The 25,126-nt window shown below is 56.0% G+C and carries 23 protein-coding genes and 2 pseudogenes; 21 read left to right on the top strand and 4 right to left on the bottom strand.

The window, feature by feature from the left end; all coding sequences use genetic code 11:
* Positions 1 to 124 precede the first annotated feature (124 nt).
* From apbC to WE862_RS14810, 4 genes are all read left to right on the top strand, one after another.
* The gene (apbC, locus tag WE862_RS14825; RefSeq protein ID WP_042030943.1) at positions 125 to 1,207 is read left to right on the top strand and encodes an iron-sulfur cluster carrier protein ApbC; all 1,083 of its coding nucleotides are present in this window, start codon (positions 125 to 127) and stop codon (positions 1,205 to 1,207) included.
* A gap of 110 nt (positions 1,208 to 1,317) precedes the next feature.
* Positions 1,318 to 1,962 carry a uridine kinase gene (gene udk / locus WE862_RS14820; protein WP_041207717.1) on the top strand — a complete coding sequence of 215 codons (645 nt, stop codon included), beginning with the start codon at positions 1,318 to 1,320 and terminating at the stop codon, positions 1,960 to 1,962.
* Between the two features lie 63 nt (positions 1,963 to 2,025).
* Entirely contained in the window at positions 2,026 to 2,607 is a 582-nt protein-coding gene (dcd, locus tag WE862_RS14815; RefSeq protein WP_041207718.1) for a dCTP deaminase, read from the top strand.
* Between the two features lie 396 nt (positions 2,608 to 3,003).
* On the top strand, positions 3,004 to 4,473 hold the full coding sequence (locus WE862_RS14810; RefSeq protein WP_041207908.1) for an inorganic phosphate transporter: 1,470 nt from the start codon (positions 3,004 to 3,006) through the stop codon (positions 4,471 to 4,473).
* 783 nt (positions 4,474 to 5,256) lie between these two features.
* On the opposite strand, the pseudogene WE862_RS14805 reads toward WE862_RS14810, so the two are convergent.
* Positions 5,257 to 5,349, bottom strand: a pseudogene (locus WE862_RS14805) (dCTP deaminase); the annotation flags it as partial.
* 83 nt (positions 5,350 to 5,432) lie between these two features.
* Positions 5,433 to 8,447, bottom strand: coding sequence for a ribonuclease E (gene rne / locus WE862_RS14800; protein WP_042030944.1), 3,015 nt, complete (start codon positions 8,445 to 8,447; stop codon positions 5,433 to 5,435).
* A 412-nt stretch (positions 8,448 to 8,859) separates the two neighbouring features.
* Here rne and rluC point away from each other — a divergent pair, with 412 nt between their 5' ends.
* A complete protein-coding gene (gene rluC, locus WE862_RS14795) occupies positions 8,860 to 9,804 on the top strand; it encodes a 23S rRNA pseudouridine(955/2504/2580) synthase RluC (RefSeq protein ID WP_042030945.1) in 945 nt (314 codons plus the stop codon).
* Positions 9,804 to 10,466 carry an HAD-IA family hydrolase gene (locus tag WE862_RS14790; protein ID WP_042030946.1) on the top strand — a complete coding sequence of 221 codons (663 nt, stop codon included), beginning with the start codon at positions 9,804 to 9,806 and terminating at the stop codon, positions 10,464 to 10,466. The genes rluC and WE862_RS14790 overlap by 1 nt, the downstream gene beginning before the upstream one ends.
* A 94-nt stretch (positions 10,467 to 10,560) precedes the next feature.
* Here WE862_RS14790 and WE862_RS14785 read toward each other — a convergent pair whose 3' ends face one another.
* Positions 10,561 to 11,142, bottom strand: a complete 582-nt coding sequence (locus WE862_RS14785) for a Maf family protein (RefSeq protein ID WP_042031060.1) — start codon at positions 11,140 to 11,142, stop codon at positions 10,561 to 10,563.
* Positions 11,143 to 11,261: 119 nt separating this feature from the next.
* Here WE862_RS14785 and yceD point away from each other — a divergent pair, with 119 nt between their 5' ends.
* The 15 genes and pseudogenes from yceD (at position 11,262) to WE862_RS14710 (ending at position 23,450) form a co-directional block, all read left to right on the top strand.
* Positions 11,262 to 11,783 carry a 23S rRNA accumulation protein YceD gene (gene yceD, locus WE862_RS14780; RefSeq protein WP_041207910.1) on the top strand — a complete coding sequence of 174 codons (522 nt, stop codon included), beginning with the start codon at positions 11,262 to 11,264 and terminating at the stop codon, positions 11,781 to 11,783.
* Positions 11,784 to 11,802: 19 nt separating this feature from the next.
* On the top strand, positions 11,803 to 11,970 hold the full coding sequence (rpmF, locus tag WE862_RS14775; RefSeq protein ID WP_005300935.1) for a 50S ribosomal protein L32: 168 nt from the start codon (positions 11,803 to 11,805) through the stop codon (positions 11,968 to 11,970).
* A gap of 9 nt (positions 11,971 to 11,979) precedes the next feature.
* Positions 11,980 to 12,999: a phosphate acyltransferase PlsX gene (gene plsX / locus WE862_RS14770; RefSeq protein WP_041207723.1), complete on the top strand. Its 1,020-nt coding sequence runs from the start codon at positions 11,980 to 11,982 to the stop codon at positions 12,997 to 12,999.
* A gap of 7 nt (positions 13,000 to 13,006) precedes the next feature.
* A complete protein-coding gene (locus WE862_RS14765) occupies positions 13,007 to 13,966 on the top strand; it encodes a beta-ketoacyl-ACP synthase III (RefSeq protein ID WP_042030948.1) in 960 nt (319 codons plus the stop codon).
* 71 nt (positions 13,967 to 14,037) lie between these two features.
* Positions 14,038 to 14,973 (top strand): annotated as a pseudogene (gene fabD, locus WE862_RS14760) (ACP S-malonyltransferase).
* Positions 14,974 to 14,986: 13 nt separating this feature from the next.
* Positions 14,987 to 15,721, top strand: coding sequence for a 3-oxoacyl-ACP reductase FabG (gene fabG, locus WE862_RS14755; protein WP_042030949.1), 735 nt, complete (start codon positions 14,987 to 14,989; stop codon positions 15,719 to 15,721).
* Positions 15,722 to 15,878: 157 nt separating this feature from the next.
* Positions 15,879 to 16,115: an acyl carrier protein gene (gene acpP, locus WE862_RS14750; protein WP_005300909.1), complete on the top strand. Its 237-nt coding sequence runs from the start codon at positions 15,879 to 15,881 to the stop codon at positions 16,113 to 16,115.
* Positions 16,116 to 16,197: 82 nt separating this feature from the next.
* Positions 16,198 to 17,439: a beta-ketoacyl-ACP synthase II gene (gene fabF / locus WE862_RS14745; RefSeq protein ID WP_042030950.1), complete on the top strand. Its 1,242-nt coding sequence runs from the start codon at positions 16,198 to 16,200 to the stop codon at positions 17,437 to 17,439.
* 67 nt (positions 17,440 to 17,506) lie between these two features.
* Positions 17,507 to 18,313 carry an aminodeoxychorismate lyase gene (gene pabC / locus WE862_RS14740; protein ID WP_225628392.1) on the top strand — a complete coding sequence of 269 codons (807 nt, stop codon included), beginning with the start codon at positions 17,507 to 17,509 and terminating at the stop codon, positions 18,311 to 18,313.
* Positions 18,303 to 19,304 (top strand): endolytic transglycosylase MltG, encoded by a 1,002-nt coding sequence (mltG, locus tag WE862_RS14735; protein WP_042030953.1) that lies wholly within the window; start codon positions 18,303 to 18,305, stop codon positions 19,302 to 19,304. The genes pabC and mltG overlap by 11 nt, the downstream gene beginning before the upstream one ends.
* Positions 19,304 to 19,930 carry a dTMP kinase gene (gene tmk / locus WE862_RS14730; protein WP_042030954.1) on the top strand — a complete coding sequence of 209 codons (627 nt, stop codon included), beginning with the start codon at positions 19,304 to 19,306 and terminating at the stop codon, positions 19,928 to 19,930. Before mltG ends, tmk begins: the two co-directional genes overlap by 1 nt.
* Positions 19,915 to 20,862, top strand: coding sequence for a DNA polymerase III subunit delta' (holB, locus tag WE862_RS14725; RefSeq protein WP_042030955.1), 948 nt, complete (start codon positions 19,915 to 19,917; stop codon positions 20,860 to 20,862). The genes tmk and holB overlap by 16 nt, the downstream gene beginning before the upstream one ends.
* Before the next feature lie 26 nt (positions 20,863 to 20,888).
* Positions 20,889 to 21,668, top strand: coding sequence for a TatD family hydrolase (locus tag WE862_RS14720; RefSeq protein WP_042030956.1), 780 nt, complete (start codon positions 20,889 to 20,891; stop codon positions 21,666 to 21,668).
* A gap of 296 nt (positions 21,669 to 21,964) precedes the next feature.
* A complete protein-coding gene (locus WE862_RS14715) occupies positions 21,965 to 22,993 on the top strand; it encodes a site-specific integrase (protein ID WP_156128702.1) in 1,029 nt (342 codons plus the stop codon).
* A 172-nt stretch (positions 22,994 to 23,165) separates the two neighbouring features.
* Positions 23,166 to 23,450 (top strand): hypothetical protein, encoded by a 285-nt coding sequence (locus WE862_RS14710; protein WP_042030958.1) that lies wholly within the window; start codon positions 23,166 to 23,168, stop codon positions 23,448 to 23,450.
* A 228-nt stretch (positions 23,451 to 23,678) separates the two neighbouring features.
* Here WE862_RS14710 and rsmF read toward each other — a convergent pair whose 3' ends face one another.
* Positions 23,679 to 25,106, bottom strand: a complete 1,428-nt coding sequence (rsmF, locus tag WE862_RS14705; protein ID WP_042030959.1) for a 16S rRNA (cytosine(1407)-C(5))-methyltransferase RsmF — start codon at positions 25,104 to 25,106, stop codon at positions 23,679 to 23,681.
* Positions 25,107 to 25,126 lie beyond the last annotated feature (20 nt).

Genomic DNA, 25,126 nt, shown 5'->3' with positions numbered 1-25,126 from the left:
TAGCCTGCCTAGGGTTGTGGCTGTGCCGGGCTTGGCCGGATACACCATCAGCACCGCAGGCAAGCCACTGATTTGTGTGCGGTAACCGTTCACCTCAAGATAATGACAACATAATGAGGAGTTAATGGTGATTGATTCAGTAAAACAGATCCTCGCCGAATTTAAGCCGGCAGGCTGGAGCAAGGATCTGGTCGGTGCCGGATTTGTGCGCGACGTCATCAGCAAGGATCAAAGTCTCTCTATCCGCCTGGTGCTGCCCTTTGCCGCGCTGTCGCTGCTCGATACCCTCAAGGAGGAGTTCGACGCCAGATTGCGCGCAGCCACCGGCGCCTCCTGCATCGATTGGGCATTGGAGATCGATGTGGCCAGCATGCCGCGGGCGCAGGGGCTCAACGCAGTGCAGGGGATCCGCAACATCATCGTGGTTGCTTCCGGCAAGGGCGGGGTGGGTAAGTCCACCACCGCGGTCAACCTGGCGCTGGCCCTGAAAAAGGAGGGGGCGCGGGTCGCCATTCTCGATGCCGATATCTATGGCCCCTCCATCCCTACCATGATGGGCACCCTCAAGGAGCGCCCGGTCAGTCATGACGGCAAGTTGATGGAGCCGGTGATGGCCTGTGGCCTCAAGAGCAACAGCATCGGCTATCTGGTCTCCGAGCAGGATGCCACCATCTGGCGCGGCCCGATGGCGAGCAAGGCGCTGGCGCAGATCCTCCATGAGACCCGCTGGGGCGAGGTGGATTATCTGGTGGTCGACATGCCGCCGGGCACTGGCGATATCCAGCTCACCATGGCCCAGCAGGTACCCACCTCGGCGGCGGTGATCGTCACCACCCCGCAGGATGTGGCGCTGGCCGATGCCCGCAAGGGGATCGCCATGTTCCACAAGGTCAATGTGCCGGTGCTCGGCATCATCGAGAACATGAGCTACCACGTCTGCAGCGCCTGTGGCCACCATGAGCCGCTATTCGGTACCGGTGGCGGCCAGAAGATGGCTGAGCAGTATCAAGTGGCGCTGCTTGGTCAGCTGCCGCTGCACATCGACATCCGCCAGCACATGGATGATGGCTGTCCGACCGTCTTCAGTTCGCCGGAAGGAAGCCTGGCTCAGGCTTATTTGAAGCTGGCGCGCAGGGTGGGAGCTGAACTCTTTTTCAGCGCAAAACCGATTGCGACCCCGCTTTATACTGTCGCGCTGGATGAATAATCAGCTGTCGGTCACCTGATGGGGATTTGAGGGTGGGCATGGCCCACCCTTTTTCATATAATGGATCGGTTTAAACAATCCCCACTGCTCTTCTCTTTTAGGTATTTGTCATGTCTGATACTCAACATTCGTGTGTGATCATCGGTATTGCCGGCGCGTCCGCGTCTGGCAAAAGTCTTATAGCCCAGACCATTTATGAAGAGCTGGTGGCAGAACTGGGTGCAGGTCAGATTGGTGTGATCACCGAAGATTGCTACTACCGTGATCAGACCCACCTGACCATGGAAGAGCGGGTAAAAACCAACTATGACCACCCCAATGCGCTGGATCACGACCTGCTGGTTCAGCACCTGAGTCAATTGCTGAAAGGGGATGCGGTAGACATTCCCCAGTACTCCTACACCGAGCACACCCGGATGAGCGAGGTGACTCCGTTCGCCCCGCGCCGTGTCATCATTCTGGAAGGTATTCTGCTGTTGACCGACAGCCGTCTGCGCGACCTGATGGATGCCTCTATCTTTATGGATACCCCGCTGGACATCTGTCTGTTGCGCCGACTGGTGCGTGACGTGCAGGAGCGTGGCCGAACCATGGACTCCGTGCTCAAGCAGTATCAAAAGACCGTACGCCCCATGTTCCTGCAGTTCATCGAGCCTTCCAAGCAGTATGCCGATGTGATTGTGCCCCGTGGTGGCAAGAACCGTATCGCGATCGACATGCTCAAGGCGCGTATTCGCCACATGTTGATTGGTTAAGTTGAAACAAGCCGGGTGATGCCCGGCTTTTTTAAAGCACAAAGTAGTCAGGAGAGTCGCCCAATGCGTCTGTGTGATACCGATATCGAACGCCATCTGGATGAGGGCAAGATCGTCATTGAGCCACGGCCCGGTGTAGAACGGATCAGTGGCGTCAGCGTCGATGTGCTGCTGGGTAACGAGTTTCGGGTGTTTCGCGATCATACCGCTCCCTATATCGATCTGAGCGGCCCGAGCAGCGAGATGGCCGATGCCATCGATCGGGTGATGAGCGATGAGATCCATATCCCGGATGGCGAAGCCTTCTATTTGCACCCGGGTCAGCTGGCGTTGGCCGTGACCTATGAATCAGTCACTCTGCCGGCAGATATCGTCGGCTGGCTCGATGGCCGCTCTTCGCTGGCCCGTCTCGGTCTGATGGTACATGTCACGGCACACCGTATCGATCCGGGCTGGTCTGGCCGTATCGTGCTGGAGTTCTACAATGGCGGCAAATTGCCGCTGGCGTTGCGTCCCAAGATGAAGATCGGCGCGTTGAACTTCGAGATGCTCTCAGGCACCGCAGCCCGTCCGTACAACAAGCGGGAAAATGCCAAGTACAAGAGTCAGCAGGGTGCTGTCGCCAGCCGTATCAACCAGGATTGATGCAGCCTGCAGGCATGATTGGAAAAGAGGAGCACAATGTGGCTCCTCTTTTTTTGGCTAGGATGCAGGCGAGCTGGTGCTGCGAAGATACGGATGGCTCCTTGCTGGTCGGATGAGAATGGTTGGCAAACGATATTTTTATGCTTTTTTATGCCTGATGGAGGTGAAAGAGAGGGCTGAAATGGGCGTTTGTTGGCTTAATTGTCAGCAACTTTGTTGTTTGCTGGCAACAACTGCTCGCTTTAATTAATCTCTGGCAAGCCGCATGGTTACTGGCTGTAAGATATTTTTTACCAAAAAGCTCTTTTTTTTTATGGCTGAAATATTTCACGGATAGCTATGGTGTTGGCCGCCATCTGGCATAATCCGCCGCAACTCATAAACAGGCTTTTTTTTATGTTTGAAATGTTTAGTGGTTTGGGTTTGTGGTGGTCAATCGGTTTGGTATTGGCCGTTTTTTTTGTGCTTGCCTATGAATTTATCAATGGCTTTCACGATACCGCCAACGCGGTAGCAACGGTTATCTACACCAAAGCGATGCCCGCTCACCTGGCGGTTGTGGCATCAGGGATCTTCAACTTTTTCGGCGTCATGTTTGGCGGTCTGGGTGTGGCTTATGCCATCGTCCATCTGCTGCCCATCGACCTGCTGCTTGGGATGGACTCCACCCAAGGGTTGATCATGGTCTTCTCGCTGCTCTTTTCCGCTATCGTGTGGAATCTGGGTACCTGGTTTTTCGGGATCCCGGCCTCCAGCTCACATACCTTGATCGGCTCCATTCTGGGGGTAGGCGGTGCCTATGCCTGGATCAGTCACAAGCCGGTGACCGAGGGGATCAACGTGAGCAAGGCGATCGACATCATGCTCTCCCTGATCATCTCTCCCACCATCGGTTTCATCGTGGCAGCGCTGCTGCTGCTGGTTATGAAACGCATCTGGACCAGTAACAAGATCCACAAGACCCCGGAAGAGCGTCAACTTGTTGATGGCAAGAAGCACCCGCCATTCTGGGCTCGCCTCACGCTGGTTGCTTCTGCGATGGGGGTGAGCTTTGTGCACGGCTCCAACGATGGCCAGAAGGGCATCGGTCTGGTTATGCTGGTACTGATCTGCATGGCGCCAGCCTACTTCGCGCTGGACATGAATAGCCGCTCTTACGATCTGGACCGCACCCAGGATGCCAACCAGCGCATCATGGAAATCTACAAGCGCAATCAGGATGCGGTAAGTGGTGTTATCAACTTCAACTCAGCTTCTGCTGTGCAAGAAGAGCTGATGACTCACTGTTCAGCAGACAGCGTGCTGCAGGCAATGAACACTCTGGACGCCCGTCTTGGTGCTGTTCGTACCTATGAAGAGATGAGCCTGACCGATCGCCGTGAAGTGCGTCGTCTGCTGCTCTGTATCGATGACACCGCACGCAAGGTTTCCAAACTCTCTCTGCCGGCCAAGGAGCTGACCGATCTGGCCAAATGGCGCAAGGATCTGACTGCGACTGCCGAATACGCTCCGACCTGGGTGATCGTCTCCATTGCGATGGCGCTGGGTTGCGGCACCATGGTGGGCTGGCGTCGTATCGTGCACACCGTTGGTGAGAAGATCGGTTCTACCGGTATGACCTATAGCCAGGGCATTGCTGCCCAAATCACGGCGGCCAGCTCCATCGGTATTGCCAGTCTGACCGGTATGCCGGTATCGACCACCCACATTCTCTCCTCTGCGGTGGCGGGTACCATGGTGGCCAACAAGTCAGGCCTGCAAAGCCAGACCATCAAGACCATCCTGATGGCCTGGGTGCTGACCCTGCCGCTGACCATGCTGCTCTCTGGTGGCCTGTTTATCATCAGCCACCATCTGTTCGCATAATGTCTTCAAGCATTTGTATATCAAAGGGCCTTCGGGCCCTTTTTTATTTCAACATGAGTTCCATCCCCCTTTTTTCCTATCGATGAGAGCCTGCAGCACCTTGCTAATTCGGATTGATATTATGTAGAGCGACGACTAACAAGTAGGGTGGGGGAGGGATATCTCGTTCTTGGCACAAGCAAAAGCCACACAGTGTGGCTTGTTGTTTTTTATATACAACCCTGATCGGTGTTTATCGCAGCTCGCGTTATTCTGCGATACCCGGTCAATAGATAGTATTTCACCCATAGACATGAGCAAGAGCGCCGTAGCCAAGCGCTTTCCAATCAGCTTCAGTGATCTTGATTCACTGGAGCCTAGGTTATTTGGTTAGTACATGTAATTAACGGAGGGGAGGGATAACTGTAACCTCCAACCAGAAAGTTACCGCAACAAAATATACGGTTACATGAGGCTGCATTTGCAGCATTGTGTACCTGGGCATAGTATTTGGCTCAATCTATAACATTGTTCCAGATGTAAGTCGGATTGTGGTTTTATATGGAGCTGACTTAATCTGGATAGTGGATTGATTCCTGAGATCTAAATTACATTGACAGTCCAAGCTGTAATCAGCGATTCGGCAAAAATGAATCGGAGCTAGGATGAGGAATGTACTATTGGATGCATGAATAATGAGTTTTATATGCCAACAAACAAGTTTGTGACTTAAGCTTTTATGGCCATTATTTCGAATAAATAGAATTCAGGTAGAAAACTTAGTACGCCTTTAGTTTTACCAAGGACGCCACTGATCCGCTCTACACCGGGCCGTGGCTCAATGACGATCTTGCCCTCAGCCGAATGGTCTCCGATATCGGTATTACACAGACGCATTGGCAACGGATAACTAGGTGAATGTCACCCATAAAAAAAGAGCCACACATTGTGTGGCTCTTTGCTTGTTTTAACAAGAACTATTAAGGACGACCTGCCGGGCAAGAAGCCACATTGACAGCTGCGGTGCTACCACCGTGACGGCCAGAGCTAACCACTTCGCCACGAACCAGAGGCGGATAGTCCACCGGTTCACGAGCTGGCAGGGCAGGAGCTGCGGCAGGGGTCGCCATTGGCGCAGATGCCTTGCGAGCTCGGGCCAACAGACCGGCACCGTGCTTAACCTGTTTGGTTACGGCTACGGGAGTCTCTTCAGCTACAACGTTTACCGGCTCTTCAGCAACAGGAGCAGTAGTTACAGCTTCGGTGACCTCAACTGCTTCAACAGCGGCTACCGGAGCTTCGGCGACAACTTCAGCCGGCTGTTCAGCTTGTGCAATCTCAACCTGAGTTGCTTCAACTACTGCGACTACAGGGGCCTCTACTTCAACAGTGTCAACAACAGATGTTGCGGCCACTTCGGTCTGTACTGCATGAACCTGTTCAGCAGACTCCTCAGCAACAGCTTCGACAACCACGTGTTCGGTCAGTGCAGCAGAAGCTTGCAGGGCTGCCGCGACAGCTTCAGCGCTCGGGATGGTGACAACAGGCACTACCGGCTCTTCAACCTGCGCTTTGGCGATATCGGCCTGGGCGGCGGTAGTCAGAGTAGGCTCGGCTTGTTGCTCTTCATCACGCTGGCTACGAGCTTCTTCATTAATGCGCTTGCGACGTTGGCCTTCGATACGCTGGCTGCGCGGAGTACGGCGGGAACGGCGCTGACCTTCGGCCTGCTCATCCTGGTCGCCAGTCTCAACAGCTGCAACCTGAACCTCTTCTACGACAGGCAGGGCAGGGGTGTCGCTCGCAGCAACATCAACGCGGATCTGCTTGCGCAGCTGGCGACGTTCGCGGCGCTCAGCCACTTTCTGCTCTTTTTCCTGACGTGGTTCGATGGCATCAACGGTTTCCACCGCGTCAACGACAACCTCGGCACGAGGCTCACGGGGAGCGCGTGGCTCACGAGCAGGGCGTGGAGCACGGGGCTCACGTTCTTGACGCGCTTCGCGTGGTTCACGTTCCATCCGCTGTTCAGTACGAACTTCACGCTCTTGACGGGGCTCGCGCTCTTTACGAGGACGACGATTGCGGTTTTCACCACCTTCGCGATTGCCATTTTCACGTTTCTCGCCAGCTTCCGCATTGTTGCGGTTGCCACGGTTGTCGTCACGACGAGGACGCTGACCACGGCCACGACCTTCTTCGCGCTGATGACGCTGACCCTCTTCCTTGCGTGCTTCGCGAGCAGCCGGTTTCTCGGCGGGCGCTTTAACTTCGGCAGGGGCTGCATCGCTGCTGAACAGGCCGGTAATGCCTTTGATCAGCTTGCTGAAGAAACCTGCTTCGGCAGGTACAGCGGCAACGGCCGGGGCTGTCTGCTGCTGAGCTGCAACCGGCGCGGGTTGAGTCGGCTGGGCAAATCCTTGCAGCAGCGGTTGTTCACGCTCGATCACCTGAGCTTGCTTCGGCTGGTAGACCGGCTTGGCAATCTCGGTTTTCAGCTCATAGCTGGCCGCTTCCGGGATCTCGTTCTGACGAATGCGGGTCACTTCGTAGTGCGGGGTTTCCAGATGCTGGTTCGGAATGATGTAAACACGCACATCATTTCGCTGTTCCAGACTAGCGATGGCAGCACGCTTCTCGTTAAGCAGATAGGCTGCAACATCCACCGGCACCTGACCGTGAACCTGCTCGGTGTTGTCCTTCATGGCCTCTTCTTCGATGAGACGCAGGATGGACAGGGCGAGGGATTCGTTGTCACGGATCACGCCTTGGCCCTGGCAACGGGGGCAGATATGGCTGCTGGACTCGTTGAGGGAGGGGCGCAGACGCTGGCGAGACATCTCCAGCAGACCGAAACGGGAGATCCGGCCCAGCTGGATGCGGGCACGATCCTGATGAACCGCTTCACGCAGACGGTTTTCCACTTCGCGCTGATGGCGAACCGGGGTCATGTCGATGAAGTCGATTACGATCAGGCCACCCAGGTCGCGAAGACGCAATTGACGGGCAATTTCGTCGGCCGCTTCAAGGTTGGTTTGCAGCGCCGTCTCTTCGATATCGCCGCCCTTGGTGGCGCGGGAGGAGTTGATATCGATGGAGGTCAGGGCTTCGGTCGGATCGATAACGATGCTGCCGCCGGAGGGGAGGCGCACTTCACGCTGGAAGGCTGATTCAATCTGGCTCTCAATCTGGAAGTGGTTGAACAGGGCAACTTCACCCTTGTACAGCTTCACACGGTTGAGGAAATCGGGACGTACCAGCTCGATATGGGCCTTGGCACGTTCGAAAATCACCGGATTGTCGATCAGGATCTCGCCCACATCGCGACGCAGATAGTCACGGATGGCACGCACGATGACGTTGCTTTCCTGGTGGATCAGCACCGGCGCAGCGCGCTCCTGAGAGGCCTTGTGGATAGAGTCCCAGTGGTTGAGCAGGACGTTCAGATCCCACTCCAGCTCTTCTGGCGACTTGCCCACACCGGCGGTACGCACGATCAGACCCATGCCTTCCGGCACGGTCAATCCGCTCAGGGCTTCTTTCAGTTCGGTCCGCTCATCACCCTCAATGCGGCGGGAGATACCACCTGCACGGGGGTTGTTGGGCATCAGTACCAGGTAGCTACCTGCCAGGCTGATAAAGGTGGTGAGGGCTGCACCCTTGGTGCCACGCTCTTCCTTGTCGATCTGGACGATAACTTCCTGACCTTCGCGGACCACTTCTTTGATGTTGGGACGACCCTGATAGGAGTAACCGGAGGGGAAGTAATTGCGGGCGATCTCCTTCAACGGCAGGAAACCGTGGCGCTCGGCGCCGTAGTCGACAAAAGCAGCTTCAAGGCTGGGTTCTACGCGGGTGATCTTACCCTTGTAAATGTTCGCTTTCTTCTGCTCGTGTCCCGGACTTTCAATATCCAAATCGTAGAGCTGTTGTCCGTCAACCAGCGCTACGCGCAACTCTTCTTCTTGAGTCGCGTTGATAAGCATTCTTTTCATTGAGTTCTCATTATTGTGTCATTTTGATTTCCTCCATCTGGGTCCTGCCAGCGCCGGCCTCGGGTCTTCAGCATACTGGGGCAACCTCCCGGTTGGGGTATGCATGAGGCGCAAACTAAGGGCGTTCTGGTCATCTTTTCTCGAGAAGAGATGAATAAGGATGCCGAAATGGAGACAAATAAACGGTGATGTTTGTGTTCTCCATGCGTTGTACCTCGCACCCGGGAACCGTCATGTTCTTCTAGACACGGTGTATCGGGATTGGGTGGCATACTTTTTGGCCACTTAGTACAAGGCTTGAACACAATGACAAAACCTTGTTTATTATCCCATTTAAACCTCTTTTATAGCAAGGCGCCATTTTTCAACAAACCAGCAGCCAAGGGGCGCTGGCAGTGGTAAAATCCGCGCCATGACACAGATACATCAACAAGTGCAGCTGCTCACCATCGAAGCTGAGCATGACGGGCAGCGCATCGACAATTTTCTCAAGACTCAGCTAAAGGGCGTCCCCAAGAGCCTGATCTATCGCATCCTTCGCAAAGGTGAAGTGCGAGTAAACAAAAAGCGCATCAAACCGGAGTACAAACTCTGCGCAGGTGACGAGGTGCGGGTTCCTCCCGTACGCGTTGCCGAGAAGAATGAGCTGCCTTCAGCAAATCTGGGCGTTATACAGCGTCTGGAGAGTCAGATCCTGTTCGAAGACGATGCCATGATCGTGCTGAACAAGCCCTCCGGCATGGCCGTACATGGCGGCAGCGGCCTGAGCTTTGGCGTGATTGAAGGGCTGCGCGCCCTGCGTCCGGAAGCCCGTTTCCTCGAACTGGTTCACCGTCTCGATCGCGATACCTCAGGCGTACTGCTGGTTGCTAAAAAACGCAGCGCCCTGCGCAGCCTGCATGAGCAGTTGCGCGTCAAGACCATGCGCAAGCAGTATCTGGCGCTGGTGCGCGGCAAATGGCAGGCTCACGTCAAGGTTGTCAACGCACCGCTACGCAAGAACGATCTGCAATCCGGTGAGCGGGTGGTGCGGGTCAGCGCCGATGGCAAGCCATCGGAAACCCGGTTCCGTATCGTGCGTCAATTTGCCGAAGCGACCCTGGTCGAGTGCAGCCCCATCACAGGTCGTACTCACCAGATCCGCGTGCACACCCTGCATGCCGGCCATCCGATCGCCTGTGATGATAAGTACGGTGAAGCGGCGTTTGACGAGAAAATGCGCAGCCAAGGGCTGAAACGGCTCTTTTTGCATGCCTGGAAGCTCAGCTTCACCCATCCGGCCGATGGTCGCGAGATGCAGGTAGAAGCGCCGCTGGCACCTGAACTCGACAACTTCCTCAACGGCTTGCCACGCTGATGCAGGATATCCGGCTCGCCATTTTCGATTGGGACGGTACCCTGATGGATTCGGTGGGCCGGATTGTTGCCTGTGTGCAGGGGGCCGCCAGAGATTGTGAGCTGGCGGTACCTGCACCAGCCCAGATCCGGCAGATCATCGGATTGAGCCTCGATGTTGCCATGTCCCGCCTGTTCCCTTTGTGTAGCGACAGTGGCACCGCCATTGATGAGCGCCAGATTGCCACACTCATCGATCGTTATCGTCATCACTATCTGCATGATGCTACCCCCAGCCCGCTGTTTGCCGGGGCAGGGGAGTTGCTGCATGACTGGCGGTTCCGAGGGCTGCAACTGGCCGTCGCTACCGGCAAATCGCGCCGTGGGCTGGATCGGGTATTGGATGAGACCGGGCTGCGCCCGTTGTTTGTGACCAGTCGTGGGGCCGATGAGGCTCGATCCAAGCCTGATCCGCTGATGCTTGAGCAGATCCTGGACGAACTGGGGCTTTCACCCCGGCAGGCCGTGATGGTCGGCGACTCTGTTCACGATATGGCGATGGCCGAGGCAATCGCCATGCCGCGCATTGGCGTCACCTGGGGTGTGGGTAGCCGCGATGCCCTCAGTCGTTACGAGCCAGTGGCAGTGGTTGACTCCATGACGGCTCTTCGCGCGCTGTTGTAAACGTCTCTCTTTGAGAGACATCAATCTGATATATAAAAATCCCGTTCAATTGACCGGGATTTTTATATTTTCTAGCTCATCTATTCGCCCACCATCAGGGCAGGGCGATGCCGTGGCACTCCAGGAGTCCGATCAGGCCGATCAGCGGCAGACCGATCAAGGTGTTAGGATCACGTCCTTCCAGCCTCTTGAACAGCACGATCCCCATCCCTTCACATTTGAAGCTGCCAGCACAATCGAGGGGCAGTTCAGCCTCTACATAGCGGCGAATGGCGGTTTCGTCGAGATCGCGAAAGTGAACTGTAAACGGTTCAATCAACTCATGAATCTCCTTGGTTGCAGCGTTAAGTACGCACAGGCCGGCGTAAAAGGTGACGCTGCGCCCCTGGGCCGCCATCAGCTGCGCTATGGCATTGTCTATGGTGCCCGGCTTGCCGAGGATGCGGCCATCGCAGACACACACCTGATCAGAACCGATGATCAGCCCGTGATCACGACTATTTGCAATGGCTTGGGCCTTTGCCCGGGCAAGTCTGGCCACCAGCTCCTGAGCGGATTCATCTGCAAGCGGGCGTTCGTCTACGCCGGGAGCCGCACATTCAAAGGGGAGGCCGAGCTTCTCCAGCAGGGCTTTGCGATAGCGAGAAGTTGAGGCGAGGATAAGATTCTGTGGCATAATCCGAATACCGATGAAAGCAAGTACCGGCATTCTAGGGACTTGTGGCGTTAAAATCATCGGCGGTAAGGACTTTTTCCTTTGACTATCCGTTGTTGGACCTATATTATTCGCGCCCTATGCAAAAGGTGAAGTTGCCCGTTAAGGTTGATCCAGTCCGTAGTGCCTTGAAGCTGCTCGATTATGTCGGGATAGTGGAAAAGTCGCAGATGCCCAGGCTGGAGGAATCAACCGCTGGCTTGCGGAGTGATATCGAGGTATCGCTGCACTTTGGCAAAGATGTCCAGAAGTTGACCGTTATGAAAGGCACTGCCCATGCCAAGGTTGACCTGGTTTGCCAACGTTGCGGAGAGACTTTCGAGCATCTCTGTGAAGCTGAATTTATCTACACTCCGCTGTTCGAAAGAACAAACGAGGAAGAACTGCCGGAAGCTTATGAGCCCATTGAGTTGGACGAAAACGGCGAGATGGACCTTCATCAAATCCTGGAGGATGAACTTATCCTCTCGTTGCCTCAGGTAGCCATGCATTCTTTGGATGCGTGTCCCCGCGGTAACATGGAGATGACTTGGGGTGAAATCGAACCTGCTGATGAGCGGCCGAATCCCTTTGCAGTTCTTGAAGAGCTTAAACGTAAGTGAATTTAGGAGTTAGCCTACAATGGCCGTACAACAGAACCGTAAAACCCGTGCCAAGCGTGGCATGCGTCGTTCCCACGATGCGCTGACCACCGCTGCCCTGACTGTTGATCAGACCAGTGGCGAAATCCATCGTCGTCACCACGTGACTGCCGATGGTTTCTACCGCGGTAAAAAGGTAATCGCTTAAGGATTGCCTTTGTCTACGCAAACTGTCGCGCTAGACATCATGGGGGGAGATATTGGCCCCTCGGAAACAGTGCCTGCCGCCGTGCAGGCACTGTCTCTTTTACCCCAGCTAAAACTGATCCTGGTCGGTGACCAACATCAGACCTCCTCTCTGCTGCAGCAACATGGCTTGCTGAATCATCCCCGCGTTCGTTTCGTACATGCATCCCAGGTGGTTGGCATGGGCGATAAACCGATCGTGGCGCTGCGTACTCTGAAAGACTCCTCCATGCGGGTGGTACTCAATCTGGTGAAAGCCGGTGAGGCCGATGCCTGCGTGAGCGCTGGCAACACAGGTGCGTTGATGGCGATGGCCAAGTGCGTGCTCAAATCTCTGCCCGGGGTCGATCGGCCGGCACTCATCAAGGCGCTGCCGACGTTGAGCGGCAAGCGCACTGTGATGCTGGATCTCGGTGCCAACGTCAGTTGCGATGCGGATACCTTGCTTCAATTTGCGGTGATGGGCTCCGTGGTGGCCGAGAAAGTCGAAGGCATCGCTTCTCCTCGTGTTGCCTTGCTCAACATCGGGGAAGAGGAGATCAAGGGCAACGATCTGGTACGTCACAGTGCCGAATTGTTGCGCCAGTGCAACGCGCTCAACTATGTCGGTTTCATTGAAGGGGATCGCATCTTCAGCGGCGAGTGCGATGTGATCGTCTGCGACGGTTTTGTTGGCAATGTCGCCCTCAAAACGGCCGAGGGGGTAGTGCGGATGATGGCTCAGCTGGCGGGATATCCCCGCAAGAAGCGCACTTTTCTTGGCCGGATCGCCGGTTTTATGTTCAAACGGCGTTTTTCATACCTGAACCCCGACCAGTATAACGGGGCAAGTCTGTTAGGATTGCGCGGCATTGTGGTAAAAAGTCATGGGCGTGCCGAGCGGCGCGCCCTGTGTAATGCGATCCTGCTGGCCGCACAAGAGGCCAAACATCAACTTCCACTGCAAATAGCAGATCGCCTTGAAGCTGTCTTTTCCGACAGGGACCTATAAGAACTCTATGCATAGCAAAATTCTGGGTACTGGCAGCTACCTGCCGAGTTCAGTGCGTACCAACGCCGATCTCGAGCAGATGGTTGAGACCAGTGACGAGTGGATCGTGGAACGCACCGGGATCCGTGAGCGCCGCATTGCCGGTGCTGATGAGACCGTTGCCACCCTCTCTTACCAGGCCGCCCTGCGGGCCCTGGATGCCGCGGGCCTGACCGCGGCCGATCTCGACATGATTGTGCTGGCCACCACCAGCGCAGAAAACGCCTTCCCGGCAGCAGCTTGCGAACTGCAAGGACTGCTGGGTGTACAGGGGATCCCTGCCTTTGACGTGGCGGCAGCCTGCGCCGGTTTTACCTATGCGCTCTCCATTGCCGATCAGTTCGTCAAATCTGGCGCGGCCCGCCATGTGCTGGTCGTCGGGGCCGATGTGTTGTCGCGCATGTGCGATCCGGAAGATCGCGGCACCATCATTATTTTTGGTGATGGGGCCGGTGCCGTGGTGATTGGCGCCAGCGAAACACCGGGCATTCTTTCCACCCATCTTCATGCCGATGGCCGTTATGGCGATCTGCTCAAGCTGCCGCAACCCCGTCGCGGGATGCCGGGCGCCGAACTCGAAGCCTACATGTACATGAAGGGCAACGATGTGTTCAAAGTGGCGGTCACCCGTTTGAGCGAGATCGTGACAGAGACGCTGACAGCTGCCGGTCTCGAGCCGAGCGAGCTTGACTGGCTGGTGCCCCATCAGGCCAACTTCCGCATCATCAGCGCCACAGCCAAGAAACTCGGCATGGGCCTCGACAAGGTAGTGTTGACCCTCGACAAGCACGGCAATACCTCTGCTGCGTCCGTCCCCATCGCCTTCGATGAAGGGGTGCGGGATGGCCGGATCAAACCGGGCCAGCTGGTCTTGCTGGAAGCCTTTGGCGGTGGTTTTGCCTGGGGCTCGGCGCTGGTTCGCCTCTGATCCAAAGCGGGATGAGCGAGTGCTGTCATCCCGCAACGATTTCATTTTTGCTTATCTAAAAGGAATCAATGATGACCCAATTTGCCATTGCCTTCCCGGGACAAGGCTCCCAAACCGTGGGCATGCTGGCCGAGCTGGCCGAGCAACATGCCGTGATCAAGGAGACCTTCGCCGAGGCGAGCCAGGTGCTGGGTTATGACCTGTTTGCCCTGGTAATGAACGGTCCGGCCGAAGAGCTGAACAAAACCTGGCGTACCCAGCCCGCACTGCTGACTGCTTCTGTCGCACTGTGGCGTCTGTGGCAACAGCAGGGTGGGGCAACGCCTTCCGTCATGGCAGGTCACAGCCTGGGTGAGTATTCCGCTCTGGTTTGCAGCGGTGCGCTGGCCTTTACCGATGCCGTTAAACTGGTCGAGCTGCGTGGTCTGGCCATGCAGGAAGCGGTACCGGAAGGGACTGGTGCCATGGCTGCCATCATCGGTCTGGACAACGACGCCATCGCTGCCAACTGCGAAAAAGCAGCAGAGGGGCAGGTGGTTTCTCCGGTCAACTTCAACTCTCCGGGCCAGGTGGTTATTGCTGGCCACAAAGAGGCCGTCGAGCGAGCTAACGTGCTGATGAAAGAGTCGGGCGCCAAGCGTGCGCTGCCGCTGCCAGTCTCTGTGCCATCCCACTGTGCGCTGATGAAACCTGCCGCAGAAAAACTGGCAGCTGCGCTGGACGGGATCGAGATCAAGGTTCCTGCCATCGCGGTCATCAATAATGTCGACGTATCCTGTGAACAGGATCCGGCTGCCATCAAGCAAGCACTGGTGCGTCAGCTGTTCAGCCCGGTTCGTTGAACCGAGACTGTCGAGCGGATGGCCAATGAGGGCGTTACCCTCGAAATCGAGATGGGGCCGGGCAAAGTATTGACCGGGCTCGCCAAGCGCATCGACAAGCGCGTGGAAGGTATTCACGCCAACGATGCAGCCTCTTTCGAGCAGGCACTGGCCCAGATCAAGTAAACAGGAGCAAGTAATGAGCTTTACCGATAAGGTTGTGTTGGTGACCGGTGCCAGTCGTGGCATCGGCCGTGCAATTGCCGAAACTTTCGCGGCCCGTGGCGCCAAAGTCGTCGGCACAGCGACCAGCGAGAGCGGTGCTGAGGCAATCAGCGCTTACTTGGGCGACAATGGTTGCGGCATGGCACTGAACGTGACCAGCCAGGAATCCATCGAAGCCGTTTTCGCTGCCATCAAGGCGCGTTTCGGCGATATCGACATCCTGATCAACAACGCCGGTATCACCCGCGACAACCTGTTGATGCGGATGAAAGATGACGAGTGGAACGAGATCATCGATACCAACCTGACCTCGCTCTACCGTCTGAGCAAACCGGTTCTGCGGGCGATGATGAAGAAACGCAATGGTCGCATCATCAGCATCGGTTCCGTCGTTGGTACCATGGGCAATGCCGGTCAGGTCAACTATGCAGCCGCCAAGGCGGGTCTGGTTGGCTTTACCAAATCGCTGGCGCGTGAAGTGGCCTCCCGTGGTATCACGGTCAACGCGGTTGCCCCCGGTTTCATCGAAACCGACATGACTCGCGCCCTGAACGAAGAGCAACGAGCCGGCATCATGAGCCAGGTTCCTGCCGCTCGTCTGGGTGATCCGAAAGAGATTGCCGCCGCTGTGGTATTCTTGGCTTCCGATGAAGCAGCCTATATCACCGGTGAAACCCTGCATGTTAATGGCGGGATGTACATGGTGTAATCAATTTGTCGTGAGTTCTGTTCAAATTTGCGATAGTACGCCGAAGTTTGGCGAATTTCGTGGTTTGACCAGCGGCAAGCTACTTGCAAACTCACGTCAATTGAATAAACTACCCCAACCAGACGCAATAGCGTATTTTTAAAGGAAAATTCAGGTCATGAGCAACATCGAAGAACGCGTAAAGAAAATCATCATTGAACAACTGGGTGTTAAAGAAGAAGACGTTAAGAACGCTGCCTCCTTCGTCGACGACCTGGGCGCTGACTCTTTGGATACCGTTGAACTGGTAATGGCGCTGGAAGAAGAATTCGATACCGAAATTCCTGATGAAGAAGCCGAGAAGATCACTACTGTTCAAGCGGCTATCGACTACATCACCGCTAATCAGGAATAAGTTCCTGTTTTGAAAGAAGCGGCCCAAGGGCCGCTTCTTTTGTATTTGTTTCCTTTCAAATCACCTCTCGGAGACTACCTCAGTGTCAAAACGCAGAGTCGTGGTGACCGGCTTGGGGATGCTTTCCCCGGTAGGCAACACAGCCGAATCCAGCTGGCAAGCCCTGCTCAACGGGCAGAGCGGCATTTCCCTTATCGACCATTTCGATGCCAGCGAGTTTGCAACCCGTTTTGCAGGTCTGGTCAAGGACTTCGATCCCGAGCAGTACGGTATCAACCGTAAAGACGCTCGCAAGATGGATCTCTTCATTCAATACGGTATTGCTGCCGGTATGCAGGCACTGGACGATTCCGGCCTCGTCATCAACGACGACAATGCCGAGCGCGTCGGTGTGGCGATCGGTTCCGGGATTGGCGGTCTGGGTCTGATTGAACAGAACCACGATAGCCTCGTCAACGGCGGCCCGCGCAAGATCAGCCCCTTCTTCGTGCCTTCCACCATCATCAATATGGTGTCCGGTCATCTCTCCATCATGAAGGGATTGCAAGGTCCGAACATCGCTGTGACCACCGCCTGCACCACAGGTACCCATGCCATCGGCATGGCTGGCCGGATGATCGCTTACGGTGATGCCGATGTGATGGTCGCCGGCGGTGCCGAGAAAGCCTCCACCCCGATGGGAATGGGCGGCTTTGCAGCTGCCAAGGCGCTCTCCAACCGCAACGACGAACCGCAGAAAGCGAGCCGTCCGTGGGATAAGGATCGCGACGGTTTCGTGCTGGGTGACGGTGCCGGTGTACTTGTACTGGAAGAGTACGAACACGCCAAGGCCCGCGGTGCCAAGATCTACGCCGAACTGGTCGGTTTTGGCATGAGTGGTGACGCCTATCACATGACTGCACCTCCTGCCGATGGCAACGGTGGCGCCCGCGCCATGCAAAATGCCATCAAGGATGCTGGCATCGCCCCCGAGCAGGTGGGTTACATCAACGCCCACGGCACTTCCACCCCCCTGGGTGACGTGGCCGAACTGCGCGGCATGAAAGCGGTGTTTGGCGAGCATGCCAAATCCCTGATGATCAGCTCGACCAAGTCGATGACTGGTCACCTGCTGGGTGCTGCCGGTGCCATCGAGGCGATCATCACTGTGCTGGCCCTGCGCGATCAGATTGCACCGCCCACCATCAACCTGGACAACCCGGATGATGAGTGCGATCTGGATCTGGTGCCCCACGTGGCCAAGCCGGGTAACTTCGAGTACGCCCTCTCCAACTCGTTTGGTTTCGGCGGTACCAATGGTTCCCTGATCTTCAAACGCGTATAATTGCCTGCGGGCAATGACAGAGGCCCGATACTGCCGGTATCGGGCCTTTTTTATCGGAGGGATCTCTTTGCTGATCAACGGATTGAAGCTCGATACCATCTCGGCCCGCGACCGTGGTCTGGCCTATGGCGATGGCCATTTCACCACCATGGCGGTAAGAGAAGGAAAGGTATTGCTGTGGCCAGCGCATCTGGCTCGACTGCAACAGACCAATAGCCGGCTGGGAATGGTTGAACCGGACTGGGAATTGTTGACTCGGGAACTCGAGACCCTGGTTGCCGGTGAACAACAGTGTGTTGCCAAGGTGATGCTGACTCGGGGGGAGGGTGGCCGCGGTTATGATGGCAGCGAGTGCCAGCTGACGACCCGTATTCTTTCGCTGGCACCTTTTCCTGCCCAGTATGCCCAGTGGCGACAAGAGGGGATCAACCTGCTGGTGTGCCGCCAGCGCATTGGTGATGCCCCCATGCTGGCCGGGCTCAAGACCCTCAACCGGTTGGAGCAGGTGCTGCTCAAGAGCGAACTTGTCAGCCGTGGTGCAGTCGAAGGAGTAGTGCTCAGCAGTCGTGGCGTGCTGGTCGAAGGGGTCAGTGCCAATCTGTTTTGGCGTCGGGGCAAGACGGTGTTTACGCCCGATCTGGCCCGTTGCGGGGTTGACGGCATCATGCGCCGTCAGGTCATGGCGATGCTGAAACAGATGAGTATTGAGTTGCGTGTGGTAGAGGCTCCGTTGGAGTCACTATGGCAGGCGGAAGAGGTGTGGCTCACCAATACCCTGATGGGGGTGGTGCCGGTCAACGGCATCGAGGATAAACAGTATCCAGCCCCGGTATTGAGCCGCCGTTTACAGGAGCGTTTGGTCATTGAAGTTTAATCGGCTTTACACCCTGCTCGCGGGGGCTGCACTGACTGTGGCCGTCGCCGGGGGCTATGTGCATTACAAATGGCAGCAGGTGGAGACGCTCACTAACAAGGGGCCGACTCGCCTCTTTACGGTGGAGAAGGGGGCTCATGCCGCTCGCCTGATCGCCGAGTTGGGTGATGGTGAACCCAGTCCGTGGGCGGTGCGCCTCTGGCTGCGCGGTCATCCCGAGCTGGTTGCCATCAAGTCAGGCACGTATGAAATCAAGGAGGGGGCCCTGCTTAAGGACACCCTCTCGCTCTTTGCTTCGGGCAAGGAGTTCCACTTCAGCCTTACCTTCGTCGAGGGTTCCCGCTTTGAGGATTGGCTGAAGCAGTTATCCAGTGCACCTTATCTGGAACGACTCACGGTCGAGTTGCCCGAGGCTGATCTGGCCAAGGAGCTGGGTATCGAGAATGGCAAGCTGGAGGGGTGGTTTTTGCCGGAAACCTATGCCTATACCACCCATGCCAGCGATCTCTCCATTTTGCGTCGTGCTCACCAGGACATGGAGACATTCCTGCAGCAGAGCTGGGACAAGCGGCAGGCCAATCTGCCTTACAAGACCCCCTATGAAGCGCTGATCATGGCCTCGATCATCGAAAAAGAGACCGGTCTGCCTGAAGAGCGGGCACAAATTGCCTCGGTGTTCGTCAATCGTCTGCGTCTCGGTATGAAGTTGCAGACCGACCCCACCGTGATTTACGGGGTGAAGGATCGCTATGACGGCAACATTCGCCGCAGCGATCTGACCGACAAGAACCCCTACAACACCTATGTGATCGATGGTCTGCCGCCGACGCCCATTGCCATGCCGGGTAAGGCATCCATCGAAGCGGCACTCAACCCCAAGTCGACCGACTATCTCTATTTTGTCGCCAAGGGCGGTGGTGCTCACTATTTCTCCAGGACCCTTGATGAACACAATCGGGCGGTTCGCGAATACATATTGAAGAAATCCTGATGTCTAAATTTATCGTTATTGAAGGTTTGGAAGGGGCAGGGAAGAGCTCTGCCGTCCGTTACGTCACCGACTATCTGCAGCACCACGGCATCGAGCGGATTGAATGTACCCGCGAGCCGGGCGGTACGCCGCTGGCCGAGCGGATGCGAGCCATCGTCAAAGAGGTGCATGACGAGCGCCTCACCATCGAGGCCGAACTGCTGCTGATGTACGCCTCCCGGGTGCAATTGGTGGAGACCCGCATCAAGCCGGCACTGGCTGATGGTGTCTGGGTGGTGGGGGATCGCCACGATCTCTCCTCCCAGGCCTATCAGGGGGGTGGCCGTGGTATCGATGCTGCCCTTATCGGTGCCATCAAGCAGGCGGTTCTCGGCAACTTCAAACCGGATCTCACTCTCTATCTCGATATCGATCCCGCACTCGGTCTGCAACGCGCCCGCCATCGTGGCGAGCTGGATCGGATCGAGCTGGAGCAGCTCAGCTTTTTCGAGCGAACCCGCACCCGTTATCTCGAACTCGCCGCCAAGGATGACTCCATTGTAGTGATCGATGCGGGGCAAACCCCGGATCAGGTAAAAGCGGCGATTGAAGCTGCGCTGGATGCACGCCTATGTATCCCTGGTTGATCCCCGACTGGCAGGCACTGAGCAAGACGGCAGCGGCCGGCAGACTGGGTCATGCCTGGTTGTTGCTCGGCGATCCCGGTCTTGGCAAGGAGCAGCTAGCTGAACGGGTGGCGCGTTTGCACCTTTGCCAACAACCTGATCGCGGAGAGCCATGCGGTCATTGCCACTCCTGCCAGCTCTTTGACAAAGGCCATCATCCGGATCTCGGCACCATCGGTCGCGAGAGCAAGACCATCGGGGTCGAAGCGATCCGCGATATTTGCAACCGACTGCAAGGCTCGGCCCAGCTAGGCCGCGGCAAGGTGGTGATCATTCCTGATGCGGAGCGGATGACCGAATCGGCAGCCAATGCGCTGCTGAAAACCCTGGAGGAGCCTGCCGGTGACAGCCTGCTGATCCTCATCGCCTCCCAGGTTTCCCGTCTGCTGCCGACCATTCTCAGCCGTTGCCACAAACACGTGTGTCAGTTGCCAAGTGAGGGTGAAACGGTGCGCTGGCTTGCTGAACAGGGACATCAGGCGACTCTGGCTCAAGTGCGGATCTGCCAGGGGGCGCCGCTGCGGGTGCTCGACTACATCGAGCAACTGCAAGATGGTGCTCGCCGTGAGCTGCTCGAGGATCTGGTCGCCCTCGCCAAGTCCCCGAGCAAGGCGACCACCTTGTGCAGCCAGCTCGGTCAGGAGACACAAGTTCGTCTGCATTGGGTGCAGCTCTTTTTGTGCGATGCCCTGAAAACTCAGGCGGGATGCGGTCACCATCAACTGGCGATGCCGGATCTGGCTACCTTGAGCCAGCAGTTCGCCGGGCTGCATTCCAGTGAAAAACTGCTGGATGCCGAGCAACAACTGGTCGCCCTGAAAGCGGCCTGTCAGCCCGGACAGCTATCCAATCCCACCATTCATCTGATGAACTGGCTCAGTCGCTGGTTATAGAACGTCATTAGCAATAAAGGTTTTGTATGTTACTCGTTGACTCCCACTGTCACCTCGATCGTCTCAGCTATGGCAGCAAACAGAGCAATATGGCTGATGTGCTGGCCAAAGCGGCAGCGCAGGAGGTGGGATACTTTCTCTGTGTCAGCGTGACGCAAGAACAATTTCCGACCATGATGACGGCCATTGCTCCTTATCCCCAGGTGTTTGCCTCCTGCGGGGTGCATCCCCTGAATCAGGAACCCGGAGTCGATGCCGAGTTGCTGCTCAAGCAAGCTGCCGACCCACGTGTGGTGGCCATTGGTGAGACCGGTCTCGATTACTTCTACTCACCCGAGAACAAGGAGGTTCAGCAAGCCTCCTTCCGTGAACATATCCGGGTTGCCCGTGCGCTGAACAAACCGCTGATCATTCATACTCGTGATGCCCAGCAAGATACTTTGCAGATCATGCGCGAAGAGGGGGCGGATCAGGTTGGCGGCGTGTTGCACTGTTTCACCGAGTCTCTCGAGATGGCAGAAGCGGCAATGGCGATGGGGTTCTATATCTCCATCTCGGGGATCGCTACGTTCAAGAATGCCACTGCGTTGCAGGAGGTAGTGAAGGTATTGCCTCTCGAACGACTGTTGGTCGAAACGGATGCGCCCTATCTTGCCCCGGTTCCACATCGGGGGAGGGAGAACGAACCCGCCTTCGTGCGCGACGTTGCCCAGTTTATTGCCGATCTGCGCCAAATACCGCTCAGCGAACTGGCCGAAGTTACCAGTCGCAACTTCTTTGAGTTGTTCAAACTCGCCCGGAAATAAGAGCTGACGCCCCGCAATGCGGGGCGTTTAACTTTCAGCAACCCGATATAGCAGTAAAGAAAGAAGCGATAAATAAAACCGTTATCTCTCACTGACACAGCATTGAATTGCCATCAGCGCAATGACCCAACCTGTAAACCGGAAATGAATACGACATCTGTTTAGAAAAAACTGAGATGCTGGATTGGGGGGTTAAACAGATACTCATAAGTATCGATAATATTCATTATCGATACTTGATGAAGCTAAAGGATCCTGTAAGATCCTCCTAAACATCATATGAATCATGATCTTCCGTGTCACATCCATCCATTTCAGGCTCAGCTCATCAGTCATTGCAAACTGTCTTTGATGCCCAGCTAAATAGCCGTGCTCGCCGCTTCCTGCGCAGTGCCAAAGCAGATTCGACCCTCAATGCCTATCAGGCGGATACCCGAATTTTTGTCTTCTGGTGTCAGTTGCATGGTCTGGATCCACTGCAAACGACCCATCACGACATCATGAACTTTCTGGCTGATCAGGCCGACGGGGTACTGGCTGACTGGGTATGGCTCAATAAAGAAGAAGGGAGAGGGGAGCTGCGTAATGGTGAACCACGCAAACCAGCAACTCTGGTGCGAAGGCTTGCCGGGATCCGCTACGCCTTCAAACAGAAAGGCATTCACCCGATGCCGACCGAGCACCCTGAAATTAAAGAGATGATGCGCGGTATTGTGCGCCTTGGTGATAACCGCAAGCGCAAAACGGGCGCCCTGACGCTGCAGCCATTGACCCAGGTACTGGATGGCATTGACACCAATAATCTGGCAGGACTTCGCGATCACACCCTGTTGCTGTTGATGTTCAGTGGTGCCTTACGCCGTTCGGAAGCAGCCCGAATTGAGGTGAGTGACCTCGATTTTGTGGGGCAGGGGATCCGCCTTCGCCTCAAACCTAGCAAGCATCAACTCCATGAGACCGAGATCGCCCTTATCCCCGGCAAGCACTATTGCCCGGTTGCAGCGATTGGCAACTGGCTCAAGAAGAGCCGGATCAATGAAGGGCCGCTCTTTCGGAGGATGAATCGCTGGGGCCAACTCACACCAGACCCTCTGGGACCGCAGGGTATCAACCTGATGATCAAGCGGCGCACCGGTCAGGCTATCGATGACCTCTATGTCAGTGGCCACAGTCTGCGTCGTGGATTTATCACCTCGGCCGTCACCGCCGGCAAACCGATGAACAAGATCATCGAGGTTACCCGTCACAAGGATATGCGCACCTTGCAAGAGTACTTTGACGATGCCCATAAATTCTCTGATCACGCGCTGGATGGACTGCTTTAACACAAATGCGTCACTGCATTTTTTATGTTAAATGATATCCTATTGATCTGATGGTATATTTGGTTGGCTTCGTAGTTAGCTGGCAGAGGGTAGGGGGAAATCCCCATCTTTTACCTCTATGCGAAGAGATGTGAGAGATAACCAGTTATAAAAACAAGTATCGCAAGGTCATATGAGCCAGGAAATCAACGAGCTTGAGGCAAAAGAGACCGCCTCGCAGAACAACGCCAAGCGCCAGCGTCAGCATGTAAAACGCAAACAAGAGAGTCATACCCGGTTGCAATGCTGGATCAGTAATCGCCATGCCGAACGGTTGGCGGCACTCGGCTTGCATCTTGAAGATAGCCAGGCATCACTCATCGAACAGGCTATCGATCTGCTCTATCACCATGAGCTGGGGAGCGAACCTCACGCAGAGAAAGTGGAGATAGCGCTGTTGGAAGAGAGTGTCGAGTAACGTGAACTTGGCTCAGAAGATATAAAAAAAGCCAGGTACGAATTCCGTGTACCTGGCATAGGGGAATTGGCTCCTTGCAGAGCCGTGCGCTAACTGGTGTTTGGTGTTCGGATTGCCTTAAGCTTAGACAAGGCTCAAGGCTTTTCAAGAACCCGATAAAATTTCAACCAGAGTGTGGGTTTTGCAGACTCGAACAGCGTCGAGTCACCTTTCCTCGTTCAGTCGAAATCAGCCAAACAGATTGTTGTCGCGCACCAGCTCCCGGGGCAGGGCATTCTTGATCCGGCTCCCCACCCATTTCCCCATACCCAGGGTATGCCCCTGATAACGGACGATCACCTCGCCAGCGCCAGCATCCTGCTCTGGCCAGACGTCCCGCCCCATCATGAATTCCCGCGCGTTGGCGCTGTCCAGTTCGACCACGCCCTTGTTCGCTTTATCACCATAGGCGAGCGCCCACTCATGGGTGAGGCGATAGCCTTTCTTGAACGTCTCGGCCAACTTGATGCCGATGCGATCGAAGCGCAGCTTGCCCTGAACCTGTTCAAACAGATGAGGAAACAGCCAGATCTCGTCATTGCGGCCAAACAGTTGACCTTGTGGCGCCACACCAAAATTGGCTTCAATCTCGCGCAGCATGGGCTCAGATTCTTTTGCTGCCAATGGCAGGAAGGGGAATTTGCCGAGCTTGCCCGGTTTGAACATGGTGTTGGGCACCGAGTGGTGCTTGCGCAATCTGGCGACGAAAAAGCCCTCACTGTCGAAGATCTGGGGCCAAACGTGCAGGTATCCTTCGGATGTGCAGGCCTGCTCTGCATGGGGGAACAGGTCGGCCAGCGAGTCAAAACTCAAGGCATCGCCAAACTTCTCCAGCAGTGACTGACAGACCTCCTGGTTCTCCTGCAAACTGAGCGTGCAGGTGGAGTAGACCAGTACGCCACCCGGTTTCAAGGCATGGAAGGCACTCTCCAGCAGCCCTTGCTGCACCGCCGCAATCTCGTCAATGCTCTCGATGCTCCAGTTGCGCAGCGCATCTTCATCCTTGCGCACGGTACCTTCACCGGAGCAGGGGGCATCGAGCAGGATGGCATCGAAGGTCTCCGGCAGCCACTGCCCAAACACCTTGGCATCAAAGTGAGTCATCCCCACATTGGTCACCCCGCAGCGCTGAATATTGGCGCTCAATACCTTGAGCCGACTGCTGGAAAACTCGTTGGCAACCAGCATCCCCTGATTGTTCATCAGGGCGGCGATCTGGGTAGTCTTGGAGCCGGGGGCGGCCGCTGCATCCAGCAGCATGCCGTCCGCTTTGATCTTGTCGCTGGCAAAGAGCGCCGTCACCGGCAGCATGGAGCTTGCTTCCTGAATGTAAAAGAGGCCGCTCAAATGCTCGGCCGTGTTGCCAAGGGGCACGCTCTCATCAGTGCGGCTCAGCCAGAAGCCGGTCTCGCACCAGGGCACGGGATCGAACTGCCAGCCTTGTGGCTGCATCTTTTCAACGAAGTCAGAGACGGCAATTTTAAGCGTGTTGACCCGGATACTGCGGCGCAGCGGTCGCCGGCAACTTGCAACGAACTCATCCATGGAGAGGTGAGCAGGCATGATGGCCGCTATATGGCGCAAAAAGTGATCGGGTAGATAAGTATTGTCGTGCACTGTGCCGTCTCGTTGACCGA

Origin of the sequence: Aeromonas jandaei, assembly GCF_037890695.1 — a bacterium.
Classification (GTDB): Bacteria; Pseudomonadota; Gammaproteobacteria; order Enterobacterales; family Aeromonadaceae; genus Aeromonas; species Aeromonas jandaei.
This window is presented reverse-complemented; position numbering and strand designations above follow the sequence as displayed.